The sequence below is a fragment of the Pantoea sp. XY16 genome (genome assembly GCF_025153065.1).
GTDB lineage: Bacteria > Pseudomonadota > Gammaproteobacteria > Enterobacterales > Enterobacteriaceae > Pantoea > Pantoea alfalfae.
In genome coordinates, this window is the sequence record NZ_JANZNP010000003.1 from 146983 (window position 1) to 171986 (window position 25004).

Annotated in this window: 24 protein-coding genes; 15 read left to right on the forward strand and 9 right to left on the reverse strand. The window is 58.3% G+C overall.

What is annotated here, in order from left to right; genetic code table 11:
• Positions 1-170 precede the first annotated feature (170 nt).
• Together N1689_RS03615 and N1689_RS03620 are read left to right on the forward strand one after the other, a co-directional pair.
• Positions 171-554 (forward strand): hypothetical protein, encoded by a 384-nt coding sequence (locus N1689_RS03615; protein ID WP_135909190.1) that lies wholly within the window; start codon positions 171-173, stop codon positions 552-554.
• Between the two features lie 15 nt (positions 555-569).
• Positions 570-983: a GNAT family N-acetyltransferase gene (locus tag N1689_RS03620; protein WP_061062233.1), complete on the forward strand. Its 414-nt coding sequence runs from the start codon at positions 570-572 to the stop codon at positions 981-983.
• Here N1689_RS03620 and N1689_RS03625 read toward each other — a convergent pair whose 3' ends face one another.
• On the reverse strand, positions 984-1646 hold the full coding sequence (locus tag N1689_RS03625) for an MBL fold metallo-hydrolase (RefSeq protein ID WP_033782762.1): 663 nt from the start codon (positions 1644-1646) through the stop codon (positions 984-986). It abuts the gene before it with no gap.
• A 22-nt stretch (positions 1647-1668) separates the two neighbouring features.
• Complete coding sequence (gene ldcA, locus N1689_RS03630) at positions 1669-2592, reverse strand: muramoyltetrapeptide carboxypeptidase (protein WP_202605041.1); 924 nt, start codon at positions 2590-2592, stop codon at positions 1669-1671.
• 166 nt (positions 2593-2758) lie between these two features.
• Here ldcA and emtA point away from each other — a divergent pair, with 166 nt between their 5' ends.
• Entirely contained in the window at positions 2759-3388 is a 630-nt protein-coding gene (gene emtA, locus N1689_RS03635) for a membrane-bound lytic murein transglycosylase EmtA (protein WP_081093833.1), read from the forward strand.
• A gap of 10 nt (positions 3389-3398) precedes the next feature.
• On the opposite strand, the gene N1689_RS03640 is transcribed toward emtA, so the two are convergent.
• Positions 3399-4355, reverse strand: a complete 957-nt coding sequence (locus tag N1689_RS03640; RefSeq protein ID WP_260057937.1) for a sugar-binding transcriptional regulator — start codon at positions 4353-4355, stop codon at positions 3399-3401.
• Positions 4356-4538: 183 nt separating this feature from the next.
• On the opposite strand from N1689_RS03640, the gene N1689_RS03645 reads away from it, so the two are divergent.
• The 8 genes from N1689_RS03645 to N1689_RS03680 all read left to right on the forward strand — a co-directional run bounded on the left by N1689_RS03645 (position 4539) and on the right by N1689_RS03680 (position 13584).
• Positions 4539-5480, forward strand: coding sequence for a D-ribose ABC transporter substrate-binding protein (locus tag N1689_RS03645; protein WP_013357546.1), 942 nt, complete (start codon positions 4539-4541; stop codon positions 5478-5480).
• A gap of 2 nt (positions 5481-5482) precedes the next feature.
• A complete protein-coding gene (locus N1689_RS03650) occupies positions 5483-6082 on the forward strand; it encodes a DUF2291 family protein (protein ID WP_260057938.1) in 600 nt (199 codons plus the stop codon).
• Positions 6082-7596 carry a sugar ABC transporter ATP-binding protein gene (locus N1689_RS03655; RefSeq protein ID WP_260057939.1) on the forward strand — a complete coding sequence of 505 codons (1515 nt, stop codon included), beginning with the start codon at positions 6082-6084 and terminating at the stop codon, positions 7594-7596. Before N1689_RS03650 ends, N1689_RS03655 begins: the two co-directional genes overlap by 1 nt.
• A 2-nt stretch (positions 7597-7598) precedes the next feature.
• Entirely contained in the window at positions 7599-8705 is a 1107-nt protein-coding gene (locus N1689_RS03660) for an ABC transporter permease (protein ID WP_260057940.1), read from the forward strand.
• A gap of 182 nt (positions 8706-8887) precedes the next feature.
• Positions 8888-9718, forward strand: coding sequence for a transketolase (locus N1689_RS03665; protein ID WP_033732315.1), 831 nt, complete (start codon positions 8888-8890; stop codon positions 9716-9718).
• The gene (locus tag N1689_RS03670) at positions 9711-10655 is read left to right on the forward strand and encodes a transketolase family protein (protein WP_161736072.1); all 945 of its coding nucleotides are present in this window, start codon (positions 9711-9713) and stop codon (positions 10653-10655) included. Before N1689_RS03665 ends, N1689_RS03670 begins: the two co-directional genes overlap by 8 nt.
• A 2-nt stretch (positions 10656-10657) precedes the next feature.
• Positions 10658-12145 carry an FGGY family carbohydrate kinase gene (locus N1689_RS03675; RefSeq protein WP_222924167.1) on the forward strand — a complete coding sequence of 496 codons (1488 nt, stop codon included), beginning with the start codon at positions 10658-10660 and terminating at the stop codon, positions 12143-12145.
• Between the two features lie 20 nt (positions 12146-12165).
• Entirely contained in the window at positions 12166-13584 is a 1419-nt protein-coding gene (locus N1689_RS03680) for an L-fucose/L-arabinose isomerase family protein (protein WP_260057941.1), read from the forward strand.
• A gap of 111 nt (positions 13585-13695) precedes the next feature.
• Here the strand turns inward: N1689_RS03680 and N1689_RS03685 are convergent, their stop codons facing one another.
• Complete coding sequence (locus tag N1689_RS03685) at positions 13696-14826, reverse strand: mechanosensitive ion channel family protein (RefSeq protein ID WP_161736069.1); 1131 nt, start codon at positions 14824-14826, stop codon at positions 13696-13698.
• Positions 14827-14922: 96 nt separating this feature from the next.
• Entirely contained in the window at positions 14923-15657 is a 735-nt protein-coding gene (locus tag N1689_RS03690) for a flagellar brake protein (protein ID WP_161736068.1), read from the reverse strand.
• A gap of 209 nt (positions 15658-15866) precedes the next feature.
• On the opposite strand from N1689_RS03690, the gene N1689_RS03695 reads away from it, so the two are divergent.
• Positions 15867-16115 (forward strand): GlsB/YeaQ/YmgE family stress response membrane protein, encoded by a 249-nt coding sequence (locus N1689_RS03695; protein ID WP_031375306.1) that lies wholly within the window; start codon positions 15867-15869, stop codon positions 16113-16115.
• Between the two features lie 66 nt (positions 16116-16181).
• On the opposite strand, the gene N1689_RS03700 is transcribed toward N1689_RS03695, so the two are convergent.
• On the reverse strand, positions 16182-18281 hold the full coding sequence (locus N1689_RS03700; protein ID WP_260057944.1) for a TonB-dependent siderophore receptor: 2100 nt from the start codon (positions 18279-18281) through the stop codon (positions 16182-16184).
• Positions 18282-18472: 191 nt separating this feature from the next.
• On the reverse strand, positions 18473-20158 hold the full coding sequence (gene treA / locus N1689_RS03705) for an alpha,alpha-trehalase TreA (protein WP_161736066.1): 1686 nt from the start codon (positions 20156-20158) through the stop codon (positions 18473-18475).
• Between the two features lie 209 nt (positions 20159-20367).
• On the opposite strand from treA, the gene ghrA reads away from it, so the two are divergent.
• From ghrA to N1689_RS03720, 3 genes are read left to right on the forward strand one after another with little or no spacing between them, the layout of a single operon-like run.
• Positions 20368-21309: a glyoxylate/hydroxypyruvate reductase GhrA gene (gene ghrA / locus N1689_RS03710; RefSeq protein ID WP_161736065.1), complete on the forward strand. Its 942-nt coding sequence runs from the start codon at positions 20368-20370 to the stop codon at positions 21307-21309.
• Between the two features lie 39 nt (positions 21310-21348).
• Positions 21349-22086 (forward strand): phosphatase, encoded by a 738-nt coding sequence (locus N1689_RS03715; protein WP_161736064.1) that lies wholly within the window; start codon positions 21349-21351, stop codon positions 22084-22086.
• A 28-nt stretch (positions 22087-22114) separates the two neighbouring features.
• A complete protein-coding gene (locus N1689_RS03720) occupies positions 22115-22681 on the forward strand; it encodes a molecular chaperone (protein WP_161736063.1) in 567 nt (188 codons plus the stop codon).
• A 1-nt stretch (position 22682) separates the two neighbouring features.
• Here the strand turns inward: N1689_RS03720 and N1689_RS03725 are convergent, their stop codons facing one another.
• A complete protein-coding gene (locus N1689_RS03725) occupies positions 22683-24062 on the reverse strand; it encodes a CoA transferase (RefSeq protein WP_253421636.1) in 1380 nt (459 codons plus the stop codon).
• Between the two features lie 46 nt (positions 24063-24108).
• Positions 24109-24993: a DMT family transporter gene (locus N1689_RS03730; RefSeq protein ID WP_222924163.1), complete on the reverse strand. Its 885-nt coding sequence runs from the start codon at positions 24991-24993 to the stop codon at positions 24109-24111.
• Positions 24994-25004 lie beyond the last annotated feature (11 nt).

Consider the following 25004-nt stretch of genomic DNA (forward strand, 5'->3'; position numbering starts at 1 on the left):
CGGGTACGCTGTCAGGCTGGCCGGATTACTTTATCTTTTCTCAACTTTCAGGTTTTTTCGCACACCGATTCCACCTTTTAATGGTCTTAGTCACGCTCCCCTCACGCCTCTCCTCTGGTTTTTCTATGTTAAGCTAAGAAAATTCTCAATGAAATCAGTGGAGACACAGCATGAAGGCAGCGTTAATTGCCCTGGGCCTGCTGGCCTGTCATATCGCACCCGCCTGGAGTGAAACCGAATTTCAGCTTAACTGTCCCGGTCGGCCGACCATGACAGTTTCACGTGCCGAATATGGTTTAACCACCCTGATGTGGCCGGAAAATCATTTCCAGATTGCCGCCGGTCAGCAGCGAACCCGCTTAGAAGCGGGCGATCAGGTGGCGATTACCCGCTTTCGCAATGGCGATCAGCTGATTGTGAACCAGCGCAGCCAGGCAACCTTCTTTGTTTACCGCGACAGCGATAAACTGCTGCCCTGCAGCCGCAGCGAAAAACGCGATGTGGATGCGCTGACCCTGGAGCGTTACGACGATCGTCAGCGTTCCGACAGTTAACCCCCTGGAGCCACTATGCAACCTGAGATTACCGACAACGTTACTGCGCAGGATCTGGATGAGGTCAGGCTGGCTCTCAATGCCTTCAACAGCAAATTTATTGATGTGAATACGATCAGGTCAATTGGCGTGTTTATCCGTGATGAGCAGGGTAAAAAGCTGGCCGGACTGACCGGCTCAACGACCGGTAACTGGCTGCGGATTGATATGCTCTGGGTGAGTGAGGCGCTACGCGGGCAGGGGGCAGGCAGCAGGCTGATTCAGGCTGCCGAGCAGGAGGCGCGGGATCGCGGCTGCCGCTATGCACAGGTAGATACCGCCAGTTTTCAGGCGCGGCCGTTTTACGAAAAACTCGGCTATACCCTGCGGCTTACACTGGCGAACTACATGGATCATCATCAGCGGCACTATCTGACCAAAGAACTGTAATCAGAACAGCGGATTTTCCCGCAGATCCAGGGGATGCTGTTCAGCTTCATCAATGGCAGCCAGCCAGCTTTGCAGCGTCACTTTTTTCCAGGAAAGATGGCCGCGCGTGGTACTCATCAGTACCACGTCGGGACGTAGCGAGCGATAAAATTCCAGCGTCTGACTCAGCTCAGCCGGATTACTGTCCGGCACCAGCACCGTGATCCAGTTGTCATGAGAGCGGGTCACGGTATCGCCGACAAACAGATAGGTTAGCCCCAGCGGCGAGGTATAGAGAAAGCTGCAACTACCCGGCGTGTGTCCGGGCGTTGGCAGCAGATGGAAATCGCCGAAATGTGTCTCCGGCTGCGAAAAGGTGTCATCCGGCTCCGCAAAACGACTGATAGGGCCTAATGAGCGGCTGTGGCAGTAAAGCGCGCTGCTAAACCGCTGCTGGATCACTGCCGCACCGGGCGCGGATTCGTGCCAGTGGGTCAGATAGTGACGGATCACGCCGCCGGTATCGGCAATCACTTCATGATCGAGCGGATTTTCTACGCGGCCAATCAGCAGATTGCCGCGCGGGTGACGCAGCATAAAGCCATGCATCATCAGGTCATTAACGGCATCTTCCACCGGGAATTCCGGGGTTGAGATCCACAAATCGTCATACAACGGCTTCAATGTCGATCTCCTGAAACGCTCTCTATTCCCGCAGGACGGGATGCCCGGTCGCCTGCAAATGGGCGTTGCCCTGGCTGACCGCTAATCGTGCGCTGGCGCCCAGCGGCAGTGTGACGGTGTCAGCGGCATGTCCAAAATCTAATCCACAGATCACCGGCAGATCGGTAGTATCACGCACGCGCTGCCAGACGGTACTGAAATCAAACCCATTGTCATAGTCCGACAGGGTTGTGCTGGTGAAGCTGCCTGTGACGATTGCCCGCTGTCGCGCCAGAATGCCGCTCTGCTCCAGCTGAATCAGCATGCGTTCAATGCGGAACGGATGCTCATTGACATCTTCTATCACCAGAATGCCGTTCTCAATCTGCGGCATCCACGGCGTGCCGATCAGAGAGCAGATCATCGCCAGATTTCCGCCCCACAGCGTACCCTGCCAGTCACCCTGATCTGGCGTTTCGCTCTGCCATTTCACCTCTACTGTAGGTGATGTCAGTGCCTGCCAGAAGTGGTGCAGGGTAAATTCAGATAAGGTCGCGGCACCGAAGTTACCGGCCAGCATCGGTGCACTGAAGGTAATCAGGCCGACCTGCGCCAGCAGAGCCAGCTGAATCGCGGTAAAGTCGCTGTGGCCGCACAGCGCCAGCGGCTGATTCAGCAGACGGCGTTGCAGGGCGACGTAGTCGATGGACGCCAGTAACCGGCTGGCCCCATAACCGCCGCGCACCGCCAGCACCACGTCGGGCAGCGTAGTGAGGCTGGCAAGCTGGTTGATATCCTCAAGGCGCTCTGCGTCCGTTCCGGCGAAGCGCTGAAAACGGCGGGTGATCACCTGCTCGTTCTCCACCTGATGGCCCGCCGCGCGCAGTCGTGCAATGCCCTGCAGTGCCGCAGGCTGATTATGACAGTAACCGGAGGGGGAGATAAGACGAACTGAACGTGAAATCATCATACTTTCCTGCTGTTAGCGCACATGACTGACGGCGATGATGGCGAAAAAGCCCGCTGAAGTCACGGTGCGCGCCGCATAATCGTGTATTTAGGATAAACGGTAATTTTGCTCTCAGGCTGCCTGGGTATGATAGCATTCGCCACAATCGCGATGAGACGAAAAATTGCTGAAAATCCGACACCTTATACTCTCGGCGTTACTCCTGACTGGCTGTGCCAGCGAGCCACCGCACCATGCCGTTAAGCAGCGCAACACGCCGTTAACGCAGGCACCGCCTTCCAGCGTCAATGGAACCTGGGCCATGTTTACCGAAGATGCCGCCAGTCATTATGGCGTTGATGAGAAGTTGATCAGCGCCATTATCAGTGTCGAATCGGGTGGAAATCCGGGCGTAGTGAGCCGTTCCAATGCGGTCGGGCTGATGCAGATTAAAGCGTCGACCGCGGGACGTGAAGTCTATCGCACGCTGGGCCGCCGGGGTCAGCCGTCGAATGCCGAGTTGCGCGATCCGGCCAAAAATATTGATATCGGCACCGCCTATATCCGCATCCTGCAGGACTCTGCGCTGTCGGGCATCCGCGATCCGCTGACCCTGCGCTACGCCACCATCGTCTCTTATGCCAACGGTGCCGGTGCGCTGCTGCGAACATTTTCCCGCGACCGCGATCGGGCCATTGCGATGATCAACGCTATGTCACCGGATGAGTTCTATCAGCATGTGCAGAACAGGCATCCGGCGGCGCAGGCACCGCGCTATCTCTGGAAAGTCACCACCGCTTACCGCACCATCTGACCGGTTTTGACTACGACTGCGGCGTGAGCAGCAGCCGGGCCGTGGGATAGTCAATAATCAGCACCTTGATATAACCGCCCAATAGCGCACCGCGAATCGCCTGCGCTTTCTCCCGTCCGCCAGCCAGTCCGACGACCTGCGCGCACTGTTTCACCTGCGCCAGTTCCATTCCGATCACCGGATCTTCTTCAGCTTTCAATACCGGCTGGCCACAGGCGTCAAAATAGTGCAGGCAGATATCACCGACCGCACCGCGTGCCGCCAGCGTCTGCAGCATTTTGCCATCGTAGTAGTTGCCAGAATTGCGCAGCAGCGCTGACGGCTCCAGATCGCCGATGCCGACAATCGCCAGATCGACCTGCTCAAATTTACTCAGCACTTCGGCAACCTCGGCATTGGCCGACAGCCGCTGGCGATCGCTGACCGAATGCTCAATCGACTGCGACGGCAGTAGCCAGGCAGGGCAGTTCAGCAGCGCCGCCAGATTCTGGGTCAGAATGGTGGCCTGCACGTTGCCGTTGGCTCCGACGCCGCCCAGCAGCTGGATCACGCCCTTACAGGCGCTGTTGAGCGGATGCAGTGCATCCACCATCGCCCGGATAGTGCCGCTCCACGACGAAATACCAATCAGCTCATCGTTGCGCAGCCGGGTCTCCAGATAGTGAGCAGCCGCCGAACCAATCGCCTGTTTAATCTGCAGCGGCGAGGCCTGATCCGGCACATCCACCACAATCGCCTGCGGCAGGTTGTAGGTCTGCTCAATCGCCTTTTCCAGTTCCGGATAGACGTTGGCCGGTGGCACCACGCTAATCTTGACCACACCCTCTTTCACGCTGCGATTAAGAATGCGTGAGACAAATGATTGCGATAGGGTCAGCGACTGCGCGATCTCTGACTGCTTCAGCCCTTCGACATAGTAAAGCGTGGCAATCTTCACCATCAGTCGCTGTTCATCCTGTTTTGCCATCGGTTTTTCCCTCTCTGAATCTGCCCGGTATTGTTAACCAGGATGATCAAAATCACAACGCAGGCTAATTTGTGATCGTTTTCGCTTTTTAACGATCGCGCATTGGACGGCGCGTCAGCGCAGGCGCATAGTCATTATGCATATAAAATCGCGTGTGAATATATATTCAAGCGGAGAGAAACAATGACGCGTCCTCTGATTAAACTGACCCTGCTGGCTTCGATGTTCGCTTTTTCTGCAACGGCGCTGGCGGCAGAGCAAGGCCTGCTGGCGATTATTACCCCATCCCATGACAACCCGTTTTTTAAAGCCGAGGCAGAAGGCGCGTTAGCTAAAGCCAAAGAGCTGGGTTATGCCACGCTGGTAGCGTCGCACGACGATGACGTTAACAAGCAAAACCAGCTGATTGAGACCGCGATTGCGCGCAAAGCCAAAGCGATCATTCTGGATAACGCCGGCGCGGACGCCACCGTCGGGCCGGTGCAGAAAGCCAAAGATGCCGGTATCCCGACCTTTCTGATTGACCGTGAGATCAACAAAACCGGTATCGCCGTGGCGCAGATCGTCTCCAATAACTATCAGGGTGCGCAGCTGGGTGCAGAGAAATTTGCAAAGTTGCTGGGCGGCAAAGGCGAGTACGTTGAACTGCTGGGCAAGGAGTCTGACACCAACGCGGGCGTGCGGTCGCAGGGCTATCACGACGTACTGGATGACTACACCGACCTGAAAATGGTGGCGCAGCAAAGCGCTAACTGGAGCCAGACCGAAGCCTTCAGCCGCATGGAAACCCTGCTGCAGAAGCACCCCAACATCGTCGGTGTGATCTCCGGTAACGACACCATGGCGCTGGGTGCGGAAGCCGCGCTGAAAGCCGCCGGGAAAACCTCGGTCATCGTGGTGGGTTTTGACGGCAGCGACTACACCCGCGATTCGATCCTCAACAAAGGCAACATCAAAGCGACGGTACTGCAACCGGGCTGGGATCAGGCGCAGATGGCGGTCACGCAGGCGGACTACTACCTGAAGAACGGCAAAGCGCAGAAACAGGAGAAGCAGCTGATGGACTGTGTGCTGATTGACGACAGCAACGCCGCTAAGCTGAAAAACTTCAACCTGGCGAAATAACCATGAAACGGATACTGGCGGTTTTGACCGGTATGGCGCTGCTCAGCGCCTGCACCGTGGTGGATCTGGATGCGCACGGTAACCCGATTCTGCCGAAAGATCCGCACGCGAAACCCAGCTATACCACCCAGACGCCGCAGCAGATTGCGGAGGAGACCTGGCAGCCGCGGGTCATGACCACCGCGAACAGCCACGCACTGAGCTGGGCCGACATGGAGGCGAAAAGTCAGACGGTTAAACCCGGGGGGCGTGAAAGCGTCTTCGTACGGGCCAGCGGGACGGCCAGCGCCCTGGATGAGAGTAATCCGCGTGAACGCACGCTAACGCTGACGATCAACGGTAAACCGGTGGCAGTCAGCGTCGGGCCGGTGCTGCGCAGCAACGCTATTCGCGACGCCGCCGGGTTCCGTTTCGAGGAGTTTACGAATCAGGTGCAGTACGCCCAGCTGACGCGGGCGCTGAACCGTCACGCGGTGAAGCAGCTGCCGCCGCTGGATGCCAGCTGGGTCAACCAGCCGGTGCAGGCGCTGCTGGCGGTGAGCATCGGTCACAACAGCGTTGAAGAGGTGGTGGCGGTTGAGCTGAAGCGGGGGACGCCCTGATGAACGATGAGATCATACTGCGGGCCGAACAGATATCGATGCTGTTTCCCGGCACGCTGGCGCTGGATCGCGTCGACTACCGGGTCTGGCGCGGCAAAGTTAACGTCATCATCGGTGAAAACGGGGCGGGAAAATCGACCCTGATGAAGATTCTGGCCGGGGTACAGCAGCCCACCGCCGGTTCGCTGTTCCTGAATGGCGAGCCGCTGACGCTGAGCAGCACCCGTGACGCCGCCCGGCACGGTATCGGCATGGTGCATCAGGAGCTGAATCTGTTTGAAAACCTCACGGTGGCGGAGAACCTCTTTCTGGGCCGGGAGATCCAGCGCGGCCTGTTACCCATCAATGAGGCGGAGCAGGCACGCCGCACCGCCGCACTGATGGCACGACTCGACCAGCCGATTTCGCCCACTGAGCGGGTCGGCAATCTCAAAGTGGGTCAGCAGCAGCTGGTGGAGATCGCCAAAGCGCTGGCAGAAGATGCAGACATTCTGATCCTCGACGAGCCGACCTCTGCGCTGAGCAAAACCGAAGTGGAGATCCTGTTCCGGGTGATCCGCGACCTGACGCAGCAGGGCGTGACCCTTATCTATATCTCCCACCGGCTGGAGGAGTTGATGGCAATTGGTGACGTGATTACCATTCTGCGCGACGGACGTTTCCAGGCGGAAGCACCGGTCAGCACCATTGATGTGCCATGGATCGTGCGCGAGATGCTGGGCAGTGAGCCGGTCACGACCTTTTTGCCGGATGAGCGTGAGTTTGGCGCGCCGGTGCTGGAAGCACAGCATATTACCTGCGTCAGCCCCAACGGCAATACGCTGGTCGATGATGTCAGTTTTCAGGTGCGTGCCGGCGAAATTGTCGGGATCTACGGACTGATGGGCGCGGGTCGCACCGAACTGTTTGAGTGTCTGCTCGGCAGCCAGCGTCACTATCTCGGCAAGCTGTGGCTCGACAGTAAACCGCTGCCAATCCGTCTGCCGACCGCCGATCGCATCCGCATGGGCATGAGTCTGGTGCCGGAAGATCGCAAACGCGCCGGGATTTTCCCGGTCTCGTCGGTCGCCAGTAATCTCACCATCGCCAGCCTGTGGCGGCGGCTGTCGCGCCGTTTTGCCATAGCGCATCAGGCGGAGCTGCAGGCGGTGAACCAGACGGTGGGCAACCTGGCGATCAAAATCTCTTCGCCGGACGTCGCCATCAGCGCACTCAGCGGCGGCAACCAGCAGAAAGTGGTGATTGGCCGTGCGCTGCTGACCAATCCGCGCCTGCTGCTGCTGGATGAGCCGAGCCGCGGCATTGACGTCGGGGCCAAAGCCGAGGTGTTTCGCACCATGGTGGCGCTGTCGCAGCAGGGCATCGCCGTGCTGTTCTCCACCTCAGATCTGAAAGAGATTATGGCGGTAGCCGATCGCATCCTGGTGATGTCGGGCGGCAAACTTACGGCTGATCTTCCCCGCGACCAGGCGGAAGAGGCAGCGCTGGTGAAAGCAAGTGCGCAGGGGTTCTGAGCATGAAAAGCAATAACAGCGTCGCGCTGAACACGCTTCCGGCTAAGGCATTCAGTTCACGCGAAAGCATTCTGCTGCTGCTTCTGAAACTGCGCACCTTTATTGCGCTGATTCTGATTGTCAGCTTCTTCGCCATCACCGTGCCGGACTTTCTCGCCACCGGCAGCCTGGTGATCATGGTGAAGCATATCGCCATCAACGCCTTTCTGGCGCTGGGCATCACCTTTGTCATTATCACTGCGGGGATCGACCTGTCGATTGGGGCCACCTTAGGGCTGTGCGGCATGATCGCCGGCTGGCTGATCACTAAAGGGATTGTGCTGCCGATGTTTGGCATCGCTATCTTTCCCAGTGTCTGGGTGATTGTGCCGGTGGTGCTGTTTATCGGCGCGCTGATTGGCGCGGGCAATGGCTGGATCATTACCCGCTACAACGTGGCCCCCTTTATCTGCACTCTCGGCACCATGTATATCCTGCGCGGCGCGGCCATGCTCACCTCCGGCGGCGAGACCTTTCCCGGTTTACAGGGTAATCCGCTACTGGGCAATACCGGCTTCGATCGGATTGGTGCGGGGACGTTACTCGGGCTGCCGTATGCCATCTGGATGATGGTGCTGCTGGCGCTGGTCATCGGCTATATCGCCCGTCGTCTGCCGTTTGGCCGTCAGGTCTATGCCATCGGCGACAACGAGCGTGCTGCTGAACTGTCGGGTGTGAAAACCCGGCAGGTGAAAATTCTGGTCTACACCCTGTCGGGCTTCTGCGCAGCCATTGCCGGCATCGTGGTCTCATCGCAACTGGTCGCCAGCCATCCGGCGAACGGCACCGCGTTTGAGATGAACGCGATTGCCGCCGTGGTGCTGGGCGGCACGTCGCTGGCGGGCGGACGCGGCACCATTGTCGGCACGCTGATTGGGGCGTTTGTCATCGGCTTTCTGGCGGATGGCCTGATCATGATGGGCGTCAGCGAATTCTGGCAGATGGTCATTAAGGGTATTGTCATCATCATTGCGGTCATTATCGATCAGACTCAGAGCCGGATGCAGCAGAAGGCGGCGGTGGTGGCACAGAAAGCATTAATCGAGGAGGGCACACCGGCAAAACCCTGATCGCGCTGAGTCGGGCAGGCCGGACTGCTGCATGTTTCTGCTCACGGGGATGGCCTGCCCGGTCAGACGCGCAGAGTGGCAGACAGAAGGGCGTGCCAGTGTAAGGCACGTATTTTTGGCAGAAATTTTTTTAACCGACGTGAATATATATTCATAAACGATTTAAAATTCAGAGGTAGTGTATGAATCCTTTCAATCTTCCGGTCGAAGACCTTGAGCGTCGGGCGCGTGCTATCCGTCGTCGCATCATCCAGCTAAATGCGGGTAGCCCGGCAGGCGGTCATACCGGTGCCGATCTGTCACAGGTGGAGATCCTCACCGCGCTCTACTTCCGCATCCTGAACTGCGCCCCGGATCGCACGGACGACGATCAGCGTGACATCTACATCCAGTCTAAAGGACACGCGGTGGGCGGCTATTACTGCGTGCTGGCGGAGGCGGGCTACTTTCCAACCGACTGGCTGGCAACCTATCAGCATGCCGACTCACATCTGCCCGGCCATCCGGTGCGGCAGAAAACGCCTGGCGTTGAGCTAAACACCGGCGCGCTGGGTCACGGCCTGCCGGTGGCGGTGGGCATCGCTATCGCAGCGAAAAAAGATAACAGCTCGCGCCGCATCTTTGTGGTGACCGGCGACGGGGAACTGGCCGAAGGCAGCAACTGGGAGGCGGCACTGGTCGCGGCACATTACGGCCTCGACAACCTGATCATCATTAATGACAAGAACAAGCTGCAACTGGCGGGCGCGACCCGCGACATCATGAACACCGATCCGCTGCCGGAAAAATGGCGTGCCTTCGGGCTGGAGGTTACCGAATGCAACGGCAATGAGATGGCGGCGGTCGTCGACACCATTGAAAACCTGCCGAAGAACGGCAAGCCGCAGGTCATTGTCGCGCATACCGAAAAGGGCTTTGGTATCTCCTTTATTCAGAGCAAAGCCGAATGGCATCACCGGGTGCCGAAAGGCGAAGAGATTGCGCTGGCACTGGAGGAACTGAAAGATGAGTAATGCACAACATTTAGCAAGCGTCATGGTGACGGCTTTCATCGACGCGGTGAATCGCGGCGTGGATCTGGTGCCGGTGGTAGCTGACTCCACCTCAACCGCCAAAATCTCCCCCTTTATTAAGGCGTTTCCCGACAGGCTGATCAACGTCGGCATCGCCGAGCAGACGCTGGTGGGCACAGCGGCGGGGCTGGCGCTGGGTGGCAAAGTTGCGGTGACCTGTAACGCCGCGCCGTTTCTGGTATCACGCGCCAATGAGCAGGTGAAAGTTGACGTCTGTTACAACAACACCAACGTCAAACTGTTCGGGCTGAATGCCGGGGCCAGCTATGGCCCGTTAGCCAGCACCCACCACAGCATTGATGATATCGCGGTGATGCGCGGTTTCGGCAACATCGAGATCTATGCACCTTCCTGCCCGCTGGAGTGCCGCCAGATCATCGACTACGCCCTTGAGCATGTCGGCCCGGTTTATATCCGTCTGGATGGCAAAGATCTGCCGCAGCTGCATGACGAAAACTACCGGTTCAGGCCGGGCGCGATCGACCTGTTACGGGAAGGCAGCGACATCGCGCTGGTGGCAATGGGCTCAACGGTTCACGAGGTGGTTCACGCCGCTGAGCAACTGGCTGAACAGGGCATTTCAGCCGGTGTGATCGCGGTTCCATCGATTCGTCCCTGTGATACCCAACAGCTGCGCAACCTGTTAAATCACTACCCAGCGGTGATTACCGTAGAAGAGCACAACGTCAATGGTGGTGTCGGCAGCCTGGTGGCCGAGGTGCTGGCGGAGGGCGGCTGCGGCATCCCGCTGTTACGGCTCGGCATTCCGGATGGCGAATATGCGATTGCCGGCGATCGCGCCTCGACCCGCGCCCGTCATGGCATTGATGCCAGCAGCATAGTTAACAGTGCAGCACGCATCTGCGCAGGAGCATAAAAATGGTGGGACCCCTGATTCTGGCGATTGACGAAGGCACCACCAACGCCAAGGCGATTACGGTTGATCGCAGTGGCCGCGTAGTGGCGCGCGGCAGCCAGAGTTTAACCCTGCAACATCCGCAGCCCGGACTGGCGGAGCAGGACCCTATGGCAATCTGGCAGGCGGTAAAGCAGGCAATCATCCAGTGTCTGTCAGCCTGTGATGGCGCGCCTGTTGCGGCCGTGGCGATCAGCAATCAGCGCGAGTCGGTGCTGATCTGGCAGCGGTGTGATGGTCAGCCCCTGACGCCACTGGTGAGCTGGCAGGATCGCCGCTCTGAATCATTCTGTCGCGATCTGCATCAGGCGGGCAAAGCGCCACGTATCACCGGCTTAACCGGGCTCGCCGTTGATCCGATGTTTCCTGCCGCCAAGCTGACCGGGATGCTGGCCGCCATTCCCGATGGCGCAGCGCGGGCCGCAGCCGGTGAGCTTTGCATCGGCACTGTCGACAGCTGGCTCAGCTGGCAGCTCAGCGCAGGCGAGATATTCGTTACCGATCACGCCAACGCAGCCCGCACTCAACTTTACAGCCTGCATCTCAATGACTGGGACGACGAGCTGCTGACGCTGTTTCAGCTACCGCGCGCCGCACTGCCACGTATTACCTCCTCCGCCAGCGAACAGGGCGTTGTCGCGGTGCGTAACATTCCCGGCTTAGCGCCCGGCACGCCAATTCTGGCGCGCATCGGTGACTCCCATGCTGCACTGCAGGCGCAGCGGCGCGGCGAGTCAGAAGTGGTGAAAGCCACCTACGGCACCGGCTCTTCACTGATGATGTCGATGGCGACGCCGCTGCTGACGGAAAATGGCCTCAGCACCACCGTGGCCTGGCACGACGGCACGCTGCGTTATGCCTTTGAAGGCAATATCACCCATACCGGTTCCGGTGCCGCCTGGCTGGGCAAACTGCTCGGCGTGCAGGATCCGCGTGCGCTGACCGCCATGGCGCAGCGCTGCGACGACAATCAGAGCATCTATTTTGTCCCGGCGCTCTCCGGTCTGGGCGCGCCCTGGTGGGATCTGCAGGCGCGCGGCATGGTATGTGGACTGACGGACGCCGCCACGCCCGATGTACTGGCACGGGTCGCGCTGGAGTCAATCGTCTGGCAAATCGCCGACGTCTTTTTTGCGATGGAGCAGGCCAGCGGCCAGCAGCTCCCGGCTCTCTGTGTGGATGGCAGCGCCACTGAAAACAGCTGGCTGATGCAGTTACAGGCGGATGTGTTACAGCGGCCGCTGCAGCGTGTGCCGACCGCCGAGGTTTCCGCGCTGGGCGCGGCGCTGCTGGCGGGCAAAGTACTGGGATGGTGGCAGCAGGGCAGTGATATGCAGGCACTGCAGGGTGGCAGTGTCATCATGCCGCGTGAAGAGCTCGCGCAGCGTATGCAGGAAAACTATAAAGGCTGGATCGACGCCGTTGCACGCTGTCGTTATCAGCCACATTAATCCTTAACCGGAGCAGAGCCATGTCAACACTTCCTCAGCAGTTAACCTTCGGCGTCATTATTGGCAACCGGGGATTTTTTCCCAGCTATCTGGTGGGCGAGTCGCGCCAGCAGGCGGTTGCGCTGTTTGAAAAGATGAACATTAATACGGTGATGCTGGATGAAACCCAGACCAATCTGGGCGGCGTCGAGACGCGGCAGGAGGCCAAAACCTGCGCTGCGCTGTTTCGCCAGCATCGCGAAGCGATTCACGGCATTGTGGTGCTGCTGCCTAACTTTGGTGACGAAAAGGCCATTGCCGAAGCGCTGCGTCTGGCCGGGCTGAATGTGCCAGTGCTGGTGCAGGCAGAAGAGGACAACCTGGATAAAATGGGGCTGGCGACCCGACGCGACAGCTTCTGCGGTAAAATCTCGCTCTGCAACAACCTGCGGCAGTACGGCATCCCGTTTACCCTGACCCGTCAGCATGTCTGCGCCCTGAGCGGCGAAGTTTTTCAGCAGGATTTACAGCGTTTCAGCCAGCTCTGTCGGGTGGTGAATGCGATGCGGCGGGTTCGTGTCGGCGCGATTGGTGCGCGGCCCGCCGGATTCAACACCGTGCGCTACAGCGAAAAGCTGCTGGAGAAGATGGGCATCGCGGTAGAAACCCTGGATCTATCAGAAATTTTTACCCGCACTAACCGGCTGCGTGATGACGATATCCGCGTGGCAGAGAAGCGCGAAATCCTGGAAGCCAACGCCGATGCGCGCGGGATTCCGGGTGACAAACTGGTGACCATGGCCAAACTGTTTGTGGTGATCAGCGAGTGGATCAGCGACAACGATATCGATACGACTGCCATTCAGTGCTGGACGTCGCTGCAGGAAAACCTGGGCATCAACGTCTGCTCAATTATGAGCGTGATGTCGGGTCAGCTGATGCCCAGCGCCTGTGAAGTGGACGTGATGGGTGCGCTGTCGATGTATGCGCTCGCCAGTTGTTCGTTGAGTCCTGCTTCACTGGCGGACTGGAACAACAACTTTGGCGACGAGCGGGACAAGTGTGTGCTGTTTCATTGCGGGAATTTTGCCAGCGCCAGCCTGGAGTCACCGACCATGGGCACGGCGGATATTATTGGCACCACCGTGGGCAAAGAGAACACCTGCGGCGCGGTGCATGGCCGGATGAAGCAGGGCGATCTCACCTATTTTCGCCTCTCGACCGATGACTTCAGCGGCGAAATCAAAGCCTATGTGGGTGAAGGAATATCTGTCACCGATCCGCTGGACACGGTCGGCTGTCGCGCGGTCATTCAGGTGCCGCAGCTGGAGACGCTGCTGGCGTGGATCTGCCGCAATGGCTTTGAGCATCACGTGGCGATGAACCACTCGGCCACGGCTGGCGTGCTGCAGGAAGCGTTCAGTGAGTATCTCGGCGTGAGCTGCTACCGGCATCAGTAAGCGGTAAGGCGGAACGGCTGAATGCAAGGGGTGAAGCAGCCGATGCGGTCACGATTCCGCCCGCACCGGCTTGTATGCGCGCCACGCCTGAAAAGAAAGGCGGGCAATGATTTAGCGCGCCATTCTGCGCACCTCGTCATCGTCATTCTGTATCGCAACCAGATCCACCGGCGGCAGATTACCCCCGCTGAACTCAACCTGACGAATCGGGAAGGCGAAACGGATGTTACGCTCTTCCAGTGCCGCCATCAGCTGCAGGTTAATCTCCTGCTGAATATCCATGTACTTATTGTAATCCGCATCCAGCACAAAATAGACCACTTCAAAGGTCAGTTTTGAATCTTCAAAGGCCAGGAAGTGGGCGCGGTCAAAACGGGTGGTCTCAACGCCCTGGATAATCTCTTTCACCAGCGGGCTGATCTCCCGGACCTGCTCTGACGGCGTGGCGTAGCTGATACCAAACTTAAACACGATGCGGCGCTGCTGCATACGCTTATAGTTGTGGATCGTCTGCTGCAACAGAATGGTATTTGAGCAGACGATCTGCTCACCACTCAGGCTGCGCAGCCGGGTCGTTTTCAGGCCAATGTGCTCAATGGAACCGGCAATATCACCAAAGACAATAAAATCGCCGTGCTCGAACGGCTTATCGAAGCCAATCGCCAGCGACGCAAACACATCGCTCAGTACCGTCTGAATCGCCAGCGCAATCGCGATACCACCCACTCCAAGGCTGGCGACCAGTGCGGTAATATTGATGCCCATGTTCGACAGAATGGCCAGGAACATCATGATCCAGACCACCACCCGCAGCAAAATCCCGAGGATCACCGTAGTGACCGGGTTGCGTACGTGCAGCGGGTCACGCAGCAGGCTTTTCAGCCAGAGCCGGATGCCGCAGTCGATCCACAGCGCGAGCTGAACGATCAGCGCCAGGAACCAGCCGTGTGCGATGGTGACGCTCCAGGACGCGGGCAGATCCACAAACTTCAGGGCAATCAGCAGTGAAAAGATCAGCAGCAGGGTCTGGCTGGTGCTGCGCAGTATCTCCACCAGAATCGCGGTCGCGCGGACATGACGATGTTCGCTGTAAAGTGCAATCCGGTTGGAGATAAAGCGAATCAGGGTACGTAATACCCAGTAAATCACCAGCGTGGAAACTACTACGATGGCGCTGTTGAGCCAGAGTTCCTGATTAAAAAAGAGGGATTGAAAACGACGTGAAGCGAGCCAGTTTTCCATTGGGGAGGGTCTCCTTGCTGGGTTCCGGTTTAAAAGAAAACAAGCAAGAAGCATAGCCTGGATGCGGCCCACCTGCGTGGCGCATCCATAAAGCGGTTACTGGAAGCGGTTTGATTTATCGCGAGCCAGGCGCTCAAGGGCAAAAATAATCTGCTGAAGCTGCCGCTCCTGCGTCGGGTTCAGCGTGGCAAAACGAAAGCTCAGTCGCGGTGTGATGCGGGTTTCGTTCTTGCGGGTCACCACGCTGCGCTCGCCAATGCTCAGCAGCTTTACCGGCACGTCAAAATGGCCATACTCCCCCAGCTCGACCCGGAACGGATTGAAGCTGTCACCGTTCTGCAACCCCTCCGGCAGCGGTTCATCCACCAGCACGCCGATTCCGCCCAGTGACAGATCCTGTAACCGCAGGCGTGTTTTACTGCCATCCGGCCACACGGTATGACACCAGAACTGCGGTTCCAGCGGGGCGCAGACGCGGAAAAACTCACGACGCTGAATCTGCCACAGCAGCTCCGGTAACGGTGCGCTGAAGGCAGGCAATCCTTCAAACTCCACCCTCTCCAGTGAGGCGAGGCTGAACTCTACCTTCGCGCCATAGGTTTCAGCAGTAATGCTGAGATCGTCGCTGGTCAGGGCGTACTCGTTATCCAGATTATTACTGCCCAGGTCAAACAGCAGGCGATCTTCATCGGCAGCCAGCATCCGGCTGATAAACTGCCCGCGCGCGAAGCGCACCAGTAGTGGCGTCTGCAGGCGCAGCAGATCTTTCATTACGCCCAGAACCGCCAGCGTGCCACGTTTTAAATATTGTTCCTGGTCGGCTTCTTTCACGTCCTGCTCCGCAAGGGGTTACTGTATTTATGCTGTTTTTTTGCCTCATCCCGGTTATCGGCGCGGCAAAAAAAAGCTTTAGTCGCTGAATTCTTAAAAAATAGTGTGACCCGTGAGGCGTTTTTCAAAAAGCTGGCTATACTTATCGCGGTAAACCGCTTGATAAATCAGGCGTTCACGCTTTAATCATAAAAAGGAAGGAGCAACAGATGGGTATTATTTCCTGGATCGTCTTTGGCTTAATCGCGGGTATTCTGGCTAAGTGGATTATGCCGGGTAAAGACGGTGGCGGTTTCATTCTGACTATTGTTCTGGGTATTATCGGTGCTGTAGTGGGTGGCTGGATCAGTACGCTGTTTGGCTTCGGCCGCGTCGATGGGTTTAACTTCGGAAGCTTTGTGGTCGCTGTTATCGGTGCCATCGTGGTGCTGTTTATCTACCGCAAAGTACGCAGTTGACCGTAACGGTTTAAACGAAAAAGGGGACGAAGCGATTCGTCCCCTTTTTTTATCTCTTACTTTTAATCAGAAGTCGTAACCGATGGTCGCCATCACGCTGCGTTCTGCGCCCCAGTAGCAGTAGCCCGTACCGTAACAACCGGCTACATAGGTACGATCGGTCAGGTTGTTAGCATTGACCTGAACCCATGCCCCTTTCAGGCTGCTGTTCCAGACGCCAAGATCGGCCCGCACCGACGCATCAAACAGCGTCACTGACGGCACACGTGTGGTGTTTGCATTGTCTGCCCACTGTTTGCCGATGTAACGCACGCCTGCACCCGCACTCAGACCGTAATCAAACTGATAGTGACCCCAGAGCGCCGCCATGCTGTTGGGGGTGACATACGGGGTATGCCCACTGTTGCCATCCACCGAATCTTTGAAGCGCAGATGATTCAGCGTATAGCTCGCCACGGTGCTCAGACGTGGGGTGAGCTGGTTACGCGCTTCCAGCTCGATACCCTGTGAGTGAACTTTGCCTGAGGGGGTAAAGGTTCCGTCCTGAACGTTGCGGTTCGCCACATCTTTCTGCGTCAGGTCATAGACCGCCACGCTATAGAGATCGCGGGTGCCATTTGGCTGATATTTCACCCCGGCTTCATACTGCTCAGCGGTGGTCGGCTTGAGCAGATTATTGTTGGGATCGGTGAGCGCGGTCGGGGTAATCGCCTGGCTCCAGCTCACGTAAGGCGAGATACCGTTGTCGAAGGCATAGAGTAGTGCCGCGCGTCCGCTGATATGATCATCCTGACGGCGATCGCTGCCGCTGTTTTCGGCGACGATGCGATCGTAACGGCCGGAAAGATCCAGATGCCAGCGGTCCAGCTTCATCTCATCCTGCAGATAGAGGCCGGTCTGGTAATAACGGCGGGTGTTTTCAGCCCAGCTCTGAGCAGGCATTTCACCCACCTGCTCGCCGGTCAGCGCATTAAGCTGGTTGGCCGCACCGGAAGCCTCGCTGATCTCATTTTTGTAACGATGATACTCGGCTCCTACCGTGACGCGGTGCTCCAGTTCGCCCGTGTCAAACTCTGCCTGTAAACGGTTATCGGTGGACCAGGCGGAGAGCGACGAGCGCTCGCCAGAGTAGTAGCGGTTCAGCAGATCGGGATTCACGCTGTCCCAGCCAATCTGATAGACCTGATCGAGATCGACATTGGAGTGGCTGTAGCTGCCAGTTGAGGAGAATGACCAGACGTCGTTAAAGCGATGGGCGAAGTCGAAGCTGTAGATCTGCTCGCGGCGCTTGAACTGATCGAGGTCGCTGTTACCCTCATAAAAGCCATTGCTCAGCTTGTAGCCGTTGTGTTCGGTGAGGCTGCCGTCGCCTGGTACGGAACCGTGGTAACCCCCTGACGGATCTTTCTGAAGATAGGCTTTCAGGATCAGATGGGTATCTTCATCCGGCTGCCACATCAGCTGCGGCATCAGCGCATATTTCTCTTCGCGGGTGTGATCGTACTGCGTATCGCTGTTGCGGGTCACGCCGGTCAGGCGAAACGCCCACTGGTCGTTGATCGCATTGGTGTAGTCAAACATCGTGCCGGTGGTGGCATTACTGCCCGCCTGCAGCTGGATATGCCCCTCTTCGCTGAACTGCGGACGTTTGGTCACCATATTAACCAGCCCGCCCGGCACCGTCTGACCATAAAGGGCAGAAGAGGGGCCTTTGATCACGTCGATGCGCTCAAGGAAGGCGTTATCCACCTGCAATACGTTGAAACTGCCGCCGTCGCTCATCAGCCGCATGCCGTCGAGGAAGGTGTTATCGACATCGCCGCCGTGGAAGCCGCGCAGCGCAATGGTGTCGTAACGGGTCGCGGCACCCCCAAAGTTGGTGAAGACGCCGGAGCTATAGCCCAGTGCCTGGTTCAGGGTCAGCGCGCCCTGATCCTGCATCTGCTGGCGGGTGACCACGGATATCGACTGCGGCGTGGTGATCAGCGGACGGTCGCTTTTGGTTGCGCCCTGGCTGGTGGTGGCCAGATAGCCCTGGGTCGGCGAGGTCGAATCTTCCTGCGGTTGTGCAGTCACCACCATATCGGCAGCGAAACTCAGAGCAGGCGCGGTCAGCGCCAGGGTGCAGAGGCGAATATACCCTCTCAGCGACAGTGACAGTTTCATCGGAGTTCCTTTCATAGCAAAGATTAAGGCAGGTGAGTAAAGTTGTTAATAGGCAATCTCATTATCATAATGAGAATTATTACCTTTTTTAAATTGGCTGCAATTTTGCCTGTTGATGTAAGAAGGTCAAGTAAAATTCGCTGAAAAGGCGTGCGGATACCTCCGGCGAGGCCAGAGGTATCCAGAGTGGATCAGTTTTGCGAGGCAGACGCCTGAGGAATATCGTGGGCGCTGTTACAGGTTTTATCTTTCGGGCAGTACTTATCGAGCAGTTTCAGCGTGACGCCGTTGGTCCATCCGAAGCCGTCCTGCAGCGGATACTCACCGCCACCGCCGCCGCCGAGATTTTTGCCATCAACGACATATTTCTCCACCAGCTTATGCTCCCGGTCATAGGTCATCTGGACGTTTTGCAGGAAGCGTAAGCCTACCTCTTTCGCCAGTTTTGGCTGGTTGTAATGCTCCAGGCCTTCCACGGCAACCCACTGCAGCGGGGCCCAGCCATTCGGGGCATCCCACTGCTGGCCGTTGTTCACGGTGGTAGTCACCAGACCGCCGGGCTTCAGCAGCTGCTTTTCAACCGCGCTGGCAGTGCTTTCAGCCTGCTTATCACTGGCGACCTGCAGATAGAGCGGGAACAGCGCGGCAGCCGTCAGCTGCGGATGGACCTGTTTTTTCTGCCAGTCATAGTCGGCATACCAGTTCTGTTTGCTGTCCCACAGATAGCGGTTGATCGCTGCCTGGCGCTTCTCTGCGCGATCGGCGTACTGCTTCGCCAGATCGCTCTGCTTGTTCATCTGATAGCCTTTCGACAGGGTCTGCTCCAGATGGAACAGCAGGCTGTTGAGGTCAACCGGAGCCAGTTGCGTGGTACGGATTGTCGACAGGTTATGCGCATCGGTAAACCAGCGCGAACTGAAATCCCAGCCCGACGCCGCACCGGAACGCAGCTCACGGTAGAGTTCGGCTTTATTCCTCTGCGGCGCTTTCTGCGCGGTGGCAATGTCATCCATCCAGGATTCGGTGCGTGGCACGTCGCGCGCATCCCAGTAGCGGTTGAGCAGGCTGCCGTCCGACAGCTTAATCACCCGCTTGCTGGCTGCACCCGCCGCGACGTTATCGCTGTCTGCCATCCAGTAGTCGTACTCTTTCTGCAGCTGTGGCAGATAACGGGTATAGGCTTTGCCGTTATCGTGCGTCGCCAGCAGATCGACCATCAGGCTGAAGAACGGTGGCTGTGAACGGCTCAGGTAGTAGCTGCGGTTGCCGTTGGGGATGTGGCCATAACGGTCGAGGAGTGAGGCGAAGTTATCCGTCATATCCTGCACTTTATCCCAGTGTCCGCTCTCGGCCAGCCCCAGCATGGTGAAGTAACTGTCCCAGTAATAGACTTCGCGGAAACGCCCGCCTGGCACCACATAGGGCTTAGGCAGCGGCAGCAGCGAGTCATACTGACCAGCGCTGCTGGTGGTGCGGGTCAACACTGGCCACAGGCCATCAATGTGCTCACGCAGATTTTGGCCGGCGGGCGGCACATATTTGTCGCCCGCAGCGGGCAGCGTAAAGTTAGCGTCAACAAAACGTTTGAGATCGAAATTGCGCTGTTTCTTCTGCATCTGCCAGTCGGCAAGAATCGACGCGGGATCAAATTTCGGCACCGCATCGGCAAAGGTCTTCTGATCGGGGTAGAACTTCGCCTGCTGCACGGCATTAAACAGCGGCCCTAAACGCACGTCCGGCGGCTGCGGCTGATTATTCAGCATGCGGCTGTTGTCGTCGGCATGGGCGGTGAAAGCAGGTACGCTCAGCAGCAACGTGAGCAGAAAAGGCGCATAACGCTGACGCCGTGAGTCGGCGTTTACCTCAATTTTTGTCATCGGTTTTTCTCCTTGTCCGAAATGCGGCCGCGCGTAACGCATTGACCACAGGACCAACTTTAGACCTTATCTGCCCACTTCACCCTGAAGCGAGCCGGAAATGTGAAGCCACGGGAATTATTTTTATGGGAAAAACCGCTTTTTCACGCGGGTTTTTTCTTGCTCTCACCTCGCTTTTCCCTGACGCTGAAAGAAAAAAGGAGAGCAGGATGGAGATCATCTGGTATCACCCGTCGCAGTCTGCAGCGGCCTGGATTAACGGTTTACAACAGCGTCTGCCCCAGGCGCGGGTGCGTGCCTGGCAGCCGGGCGACGACGGCCCGGCTGATTATGCGCTGGTCCGCTCACCGCCCGCAGCGATGCTGCAGGGACGCGCCACACTGCGCGGCGTCTTTGCGCTGGGTGCAGGCGTTGATGAGATTCTGAAACAGCTGCAGCAGCACCCTGAGATGCTGCCCGACAGCGTGCCGCTCTACCGGCTGGAAGATACCGGGATGGCGCGCCAGATGCAGGAATATGCCGTCCATAGCGTACTGAACTGGTTCCGTCGTTTTGACGACTACCGTCTTCAGCAGCAGCAACAGTGCTGGCAGCCGCTGCCTGCTTACCCGCGTGAAAGTTTCACCGTCGGGATTCTGGGGGCGGGCGTGCTGGGGCAGCGCGTGGCGGAGAGCCTGAAACCCTGGGGATTCCCGCTGCGCGTCTGGAGCCGCTCACCGAAAACCATCGACGGCGTGACCAGCTTTGCCGGACGCGATGCCTTGTCAGCCTTTCTGCAGGAGACGCGGGTGGTGATCAACCTGCTGCCGAGCACGCACGAGACCATTAATCTTATTGACCACGCCTTTTTACAGCAGCTACCGCACGGCGCGTTCTTCCTCAACATCGCACGTGGCGCGCAGGTGGTGGAAGACGATCTGCTGGCCGCGCTCAATAGCGGGCAGCTGAAAGCGGCGGCGCTGGATGTGTTTCAGGTTGAACCGCTGCCCGAAGCGCATCCGTTATGGTCACATCCGCGTGTGACGATTACGCCCCATAATGCGGCGGTAACCTTGATCGACGAAGCTATCGACTACATCGCCCGCGCCATTACCCAGGATCAGGCAGGCGAGCCGCCGCAGGGCAGGGTTGATCGTCAGCGCGGCTATTAATGAACCGGCCCCGTCAGGGGCACTCAGCAGGAGAAGAGGATGTATCCGGTAGATCTGCATATGCACACCATCGCCAGCACGCATGCTTACAGCACGCTGCACGACTACGTGACCCAGGCGAAGCAAACTGGCCTGAAACTGTTTGCCATTACCGATCACGGCCCCGATATGGCCGACGCACCGCACTACTGGCACTTTATTAATATGCGCGTCTGGCCGCGCGTGATCGATGGCGTAGGGATTCTGCGCGGTATCGAAGCCAATATTAAAAATCAGCAGGGCGAAATCGACTGTTCCGGCCCGATGCTCGATGCGCTGGATTTAATCGTCGCCGGTTTTCACGAGCCGGTTTATGCGCCGCGTGACCGGAAACATCACACAGACGCGATGATCGCCGCGATGGCGGGCGGACTGGTCCATATTATCAGCCATCCGGGCAACCCGAAATTCCCGGTCGATATTCCGGCGATTGCCGAGGCCGCAGCGCACTACGACGTGGCGCTGGAGCTGAACAACTCCTCCTTTACCCATTCGCGTCCGGGCAGCGAACCTAACTGCCGCGCTATCGCCGCCGCCGTGCGCGATGCCGGTGGACGCCTGGCATTCGGCTCCGATTCCCACACCGCGTTTACGCTCGGCCATTTCGATCACTGCCTGCGGATTGCCCGCGAAGTGGATTTTCCTGAGGATCGGGTGTTAAATGTCACGCCGCGTCGCCTGCTCGACTTTCTGGAAATGCGTAGCGGCAAACCTATTGCTGAACTGGCTGACTTTTAATTTATTTTGCCTCAAGGAAATCTGACTCATGAATGAGTTTTCCATTCTGTGCCGCGTGATCGGCTCACTGTTTAATCGTCAGCCGCAGGACCCGCTGCTGGTGCCGTTGTTTACACTGCTGCGTGAAGGCAAACTGCAGTCGCAGTGGCCGCTGGAGCAGGATGAGCTGCTGACCCGTCTGCAACAGAACAGCGATCCGCAGGCGCTGGCCGCCGATTACAACGCGCTGTTTGTGGGCAGCGACTGTAATGTGCCGCCTTACGCCTCACAGTGGCCGGAAGGCAAAACGGAACCGGAAGTACGTGCGTTCTTAACCTCACGCGGCATGCCGCTGAGCGATGCGCCTGCTGACCATTTTGGCGTGCTGCTGCTGGCCGCGTCCTGGCTGGAAGATCAGTCAGCGGAAGATGAGAGCGCAGCGCAGCTGGCGCTGTTTGAAGAGTACCTGCTGCCGTGGTGCGGTGCGTTTCTGGGCAAAGTGGAAGCACACGCGACTACCGCGTTCTATCGCACCCTCGCGATGCTGAGCCGTGAGGCGATTCAGGCGATGTACAACGAACTGCTTGAGAGCAGTGAAGAGACGCCCGACGCCTGATTCACCACGTCGCCGGGTGCGTGCCCGGCGTACAACCCGGTGTTGCGCAGAGCTCTGGAGTACCGGGCAGCCAGGCGGCTGCCCTGAGCCTTACCCCAAACCCCCACTGCGTTAACTCGTAACAGGGCAGGTTATCCTTAACCTGCGGCACAATGCCGGAACCCGCGTGCTCACCGGTGGGATGCTGCTGCAACAGCCACGCGGTGCGTGCCAGCGACAGCCGCACCTGGCTGCCCTCTCCTTGCGTCACGCGTCGCCGTAATCCTTCCAGCACGGCGGCTGCCAGCAGATAACCGGTGGCATGATCCAGGGCCTGCACCGGCAGCGGAACCGGTTTGTCGCTCTGCTGCCACTGCATGCCCCGTTCAGCAATGCCGCATCCCATCTGCACCAGACTGTCAAAACCCCGGCGGTTGCGCCACGGACCCTGCCAGCCCCATGCATTCAGACCGGCATCAACCAGACCGGGCGAGAGTGACTGAAGCGTCTGGGCATCAAATCCAAGGCGTTCCAGCGCATCCGCCCGGTAGCCATGCACCAGCACGTCCGCTTCACGCAGCAGGCGGATAAACCGATCGCGATCGGCGGGCTGCGTCAGGTCGAGCACCGCGCGACGCTTGCCGCAGCTTATCTCCTCATCCAGCGTCGGCTCCTGCCAGCCGGGCGGATCGATGCGCAGCACGCTGGCGCCCAGACTGGCCAGAAAACGGGTGGCGACCGGCCCGGCGATAATCCGCGTCAGATCCAGAACTTTAATACCCAGCAACGGACGCGCTTCGGCCAGCGGCCAGTCCGGCGCAGGAGCAGGCTGTGTGGTCTGCCAGCTAAACAGCGATTCATGCTGTACGGCCTGGCCCTGCGGATGCCGTTGCCAGGCGGCAGCGCTGCGCATTTCTGCGGCACAGCCACCGGCATCAATAATCGCCTGCTCCAGTTCGCTGGCCTGCCACTGTTGCACCTGCTGCGCCAGCGCCGCGCGATCGGCGTGCGTACCCAGCACCTTTTCCATCGCCAGCCGGTGATGTGTGGCGTTGGTATGCAGGCGGATCCAGCCATCGCGGCTGCGATAGTCACCGGCAAACGCGTCCCACATCGCAGGTGCCGCACGGTTAAGCGGGATAAAACTCTGCTGGAACCAGCGTGACGCCAGGCGCACATTGACGGCGACAGGCGGAGAGCGATATTCAGGGCAGGAGGCGGCGATCAGTGCGGCGGTGGCCTGCGTTGCCAGACCGATGCTGGTGGCCGCCAGTTCACTGACGGCAAAAGCAGAAGCGAAGGTGGCGCGATCAATGAAGGCAGGAAGAGGCAAGGCGTCGTCGCGACCCCGCAATCCCTGCTGCATCTGCTGCCAGAGAGAGGCGGCAAGCTGTGAGTCCATGTTGTGCTTCCTGAAAGGGGTGATTTCTCAAGCATAGCACGCAGGATCAACGTCGCCGCAGGCGCGGGAAGCGGGCATGCATCCGCAGGTTTCGCAGGTTGAGCACCGCGATAGCCGTGCCGAGGATCACCAGTGAGGCCCCGATAATCTTGAAGCTGTTGAGGCTGTCACCCAGCACGACAATCCCCATCACCACCGATAAAACCGGCGTCAGCAGCGAATAGGGCATGATCAGATTGACGTTATATTTCTTCAGCAGCATATACCACAGCGTATAGGCCACAATCGACGAGGCGATGGCGCTGTAAAGAATGGCGAACCAGCCGCGCCAGCCCGCATGCTGCAGTGCATAAAGCTGATGGGATTCCATCACCAGACTGGAGCCGCCGACGATGGGAATCGCCAGAAACGCAATCCAGCCGGTCATGGTCAGCGGTTTAATCGGCGGTGACTTTTTCACTATCAGGTTACTGACGGCCCAGCCGGTGGCGCTGCACAACAGCAGACAGAGCACCCACCACGAGGGAATCGTCGGACTGCCTGATAGCACCACCACGCCGCTCAGCGAAATCATAATGCCCAGCAGCTGCACCAGCTTCAGCTTCTCTTTCAGTACCACCATTGCCAGCAACATTGCAATCGGTGTGCCCAGCTGCACTACAATCGCGCCCGTGCCGGCATCGGTGTAGCGCAGGCCGACAAACAGCAGCGAGAAGTGCATAAAACCGAAGGTGAAAGCCAGCAGCAAAAGCCAGGGCAACTGCTGACGGTTAATGCGGCAGAACGGTACCAGCACGATGGCGACGACTACAAAGCGCATAAAGGTCAGAAACAGCGGCGGCAGTTCCAGCAGCCCCCATTTCACCGCCACGTTGTTGAAGGCCCAGATAGAAACCACCATCAGAATCAGAAAAAAATGCCGCACAGCCACGATAATATCCT

Bases quoted from the DNA above. Each gene is read 5' to 3' on its own strand.
- N1689_RS03615 (WP_135909190.1), top strand. From the start codon at position 171: ATGAAGGCAGCGTTAATTGCCCTGGGCCTGCTGGCCTGTCATATCGCA.
- N1689_RS03620 (WP_061062233.1), top strand. From the start codon at position 570: ATGCAACCTGAGATTACCGACAACGTTACTGCGCAGGATCTGGATGAG.
- ldcA (WP_202605041.1), bottom strand. From the start codon at position 2,592: ATGATTTCACGTTCAGTTCGTCTTATCTCCCCCTCCGGTTACTGTCAT.
- N1689_RS03640 (WP_260057937.1), bottom strand. From the start codon at position 4,355: ATGGCAAAACAGGATGAACAGCGACTGATGGTGAAGATTGCCACGCTT.
- N1689_RS03645 (WP_013357546.1), top strand. From the start codon at position 4,539: ATGACGCGTCCTCTGATTAAACTGACCCTGCTGGCTTCGATGTTCGCT.
- N1689_RS03650 (WP_260057938.1), top strand. From the start codon at position 5,483: ATGAAACGGATACTGGCGGTTTTGACCGGTATGGCGCTGCTCAGCGCC.
- N1689_RS03655 (WP_260057939.1), top strand. From the start codon at position 6,082: ATGAACGATGAGATCATACTGCGGGCCGAACAGATATCGATGCTGTTT.
- N1689_RS03660 (WP_260057940.1), top strand. From the start codon at position 7,599: ATGAAAAGCAATAACAGCGTCGCGCTGAACACGCTTCCGGCTAAGGCA.
- N1689_RS03665 (WP_033732315.1), top strand. From the start codon at position 8,888: ATGAATCCTTTCAATCTTCCGGTCGAAGACCTTGAGCGTCGGGCGCGT.
- N1689_RS03670 (WP_161736072.1), top strand. From the start codon at position 9,711: ATGAGTAATGCACAACATTTAGCAAGCGTCATGGTGACGGCTTTCATC.
- N1689_RS03675 (WP_222924167.1), top strand. From the start codon at position 10,658: ATGGTGGGACCCCTGATTCTGGCGATTGACGAAGGCACCACCAACGCC.
- N1689_RS03680 (WP_260057941.1), top strand. From the start codon at position 12,166: ATGTCAACACTTCCTCAGCAGTTAACCTTCGGCGTCATTATTGGCAAC.
- N1689_RS03685 (WP_161736069.1), bottom strand. From the start codon at position 14,826: ATGGAAAACTGGCTCGCTTCACGTCGTTTTCAATCCCTCTTTTTTAAT.
- N1689_RS03695 (WP_031375306.1), top strand. From the start codon at position 15,867: ATGGGTATTATTTCCTGGATCGTCTTTGGCTTAATCGCGGGTATTCTG.
- N1689_RS03700 (WP_260057944.1), bottom strand. From the start codon at position 18,281: ATGAAACTGTCACTGTCGCTGAGAGGGTATATTCGCCTCTGCACCCTG.
- treA (WP_161736066.1), bottom strand. From the start codon at position 20,158: ATGACAAAAATTGAGGTAAACGCCGACTCACGGCGTCAGCGTTATGCG.
- ghrA (WP_161736065.1), top strand. From the start codon at position 20,368: ATGGAGATCATCTGGTATCACCCGTCGCAGTCTGCAGCGGCCTGGATT.
- N1689_RS03715 (WP_161736064.1), top strand. From the start codon at position 21,349: ATGTATCCGGTAGATCTGCATATGCACACCATCGCCAGCACGCATGCT.
- N1689_RS03720 (WP_161736063.1), top strand. From the start codon at position 22,115: ATGAATGAGTTTTCCATTCTGTGCCGCGTGATCGGCTCACTGTTTAAT.
- N1689_RS03725 (WP_253421636.1), bottom strand. From the start codon at position 24,062: ATGGACTCACAGCTTGCCGCCTCTCTCTGGCAGCAGATGCAGCAGGGA.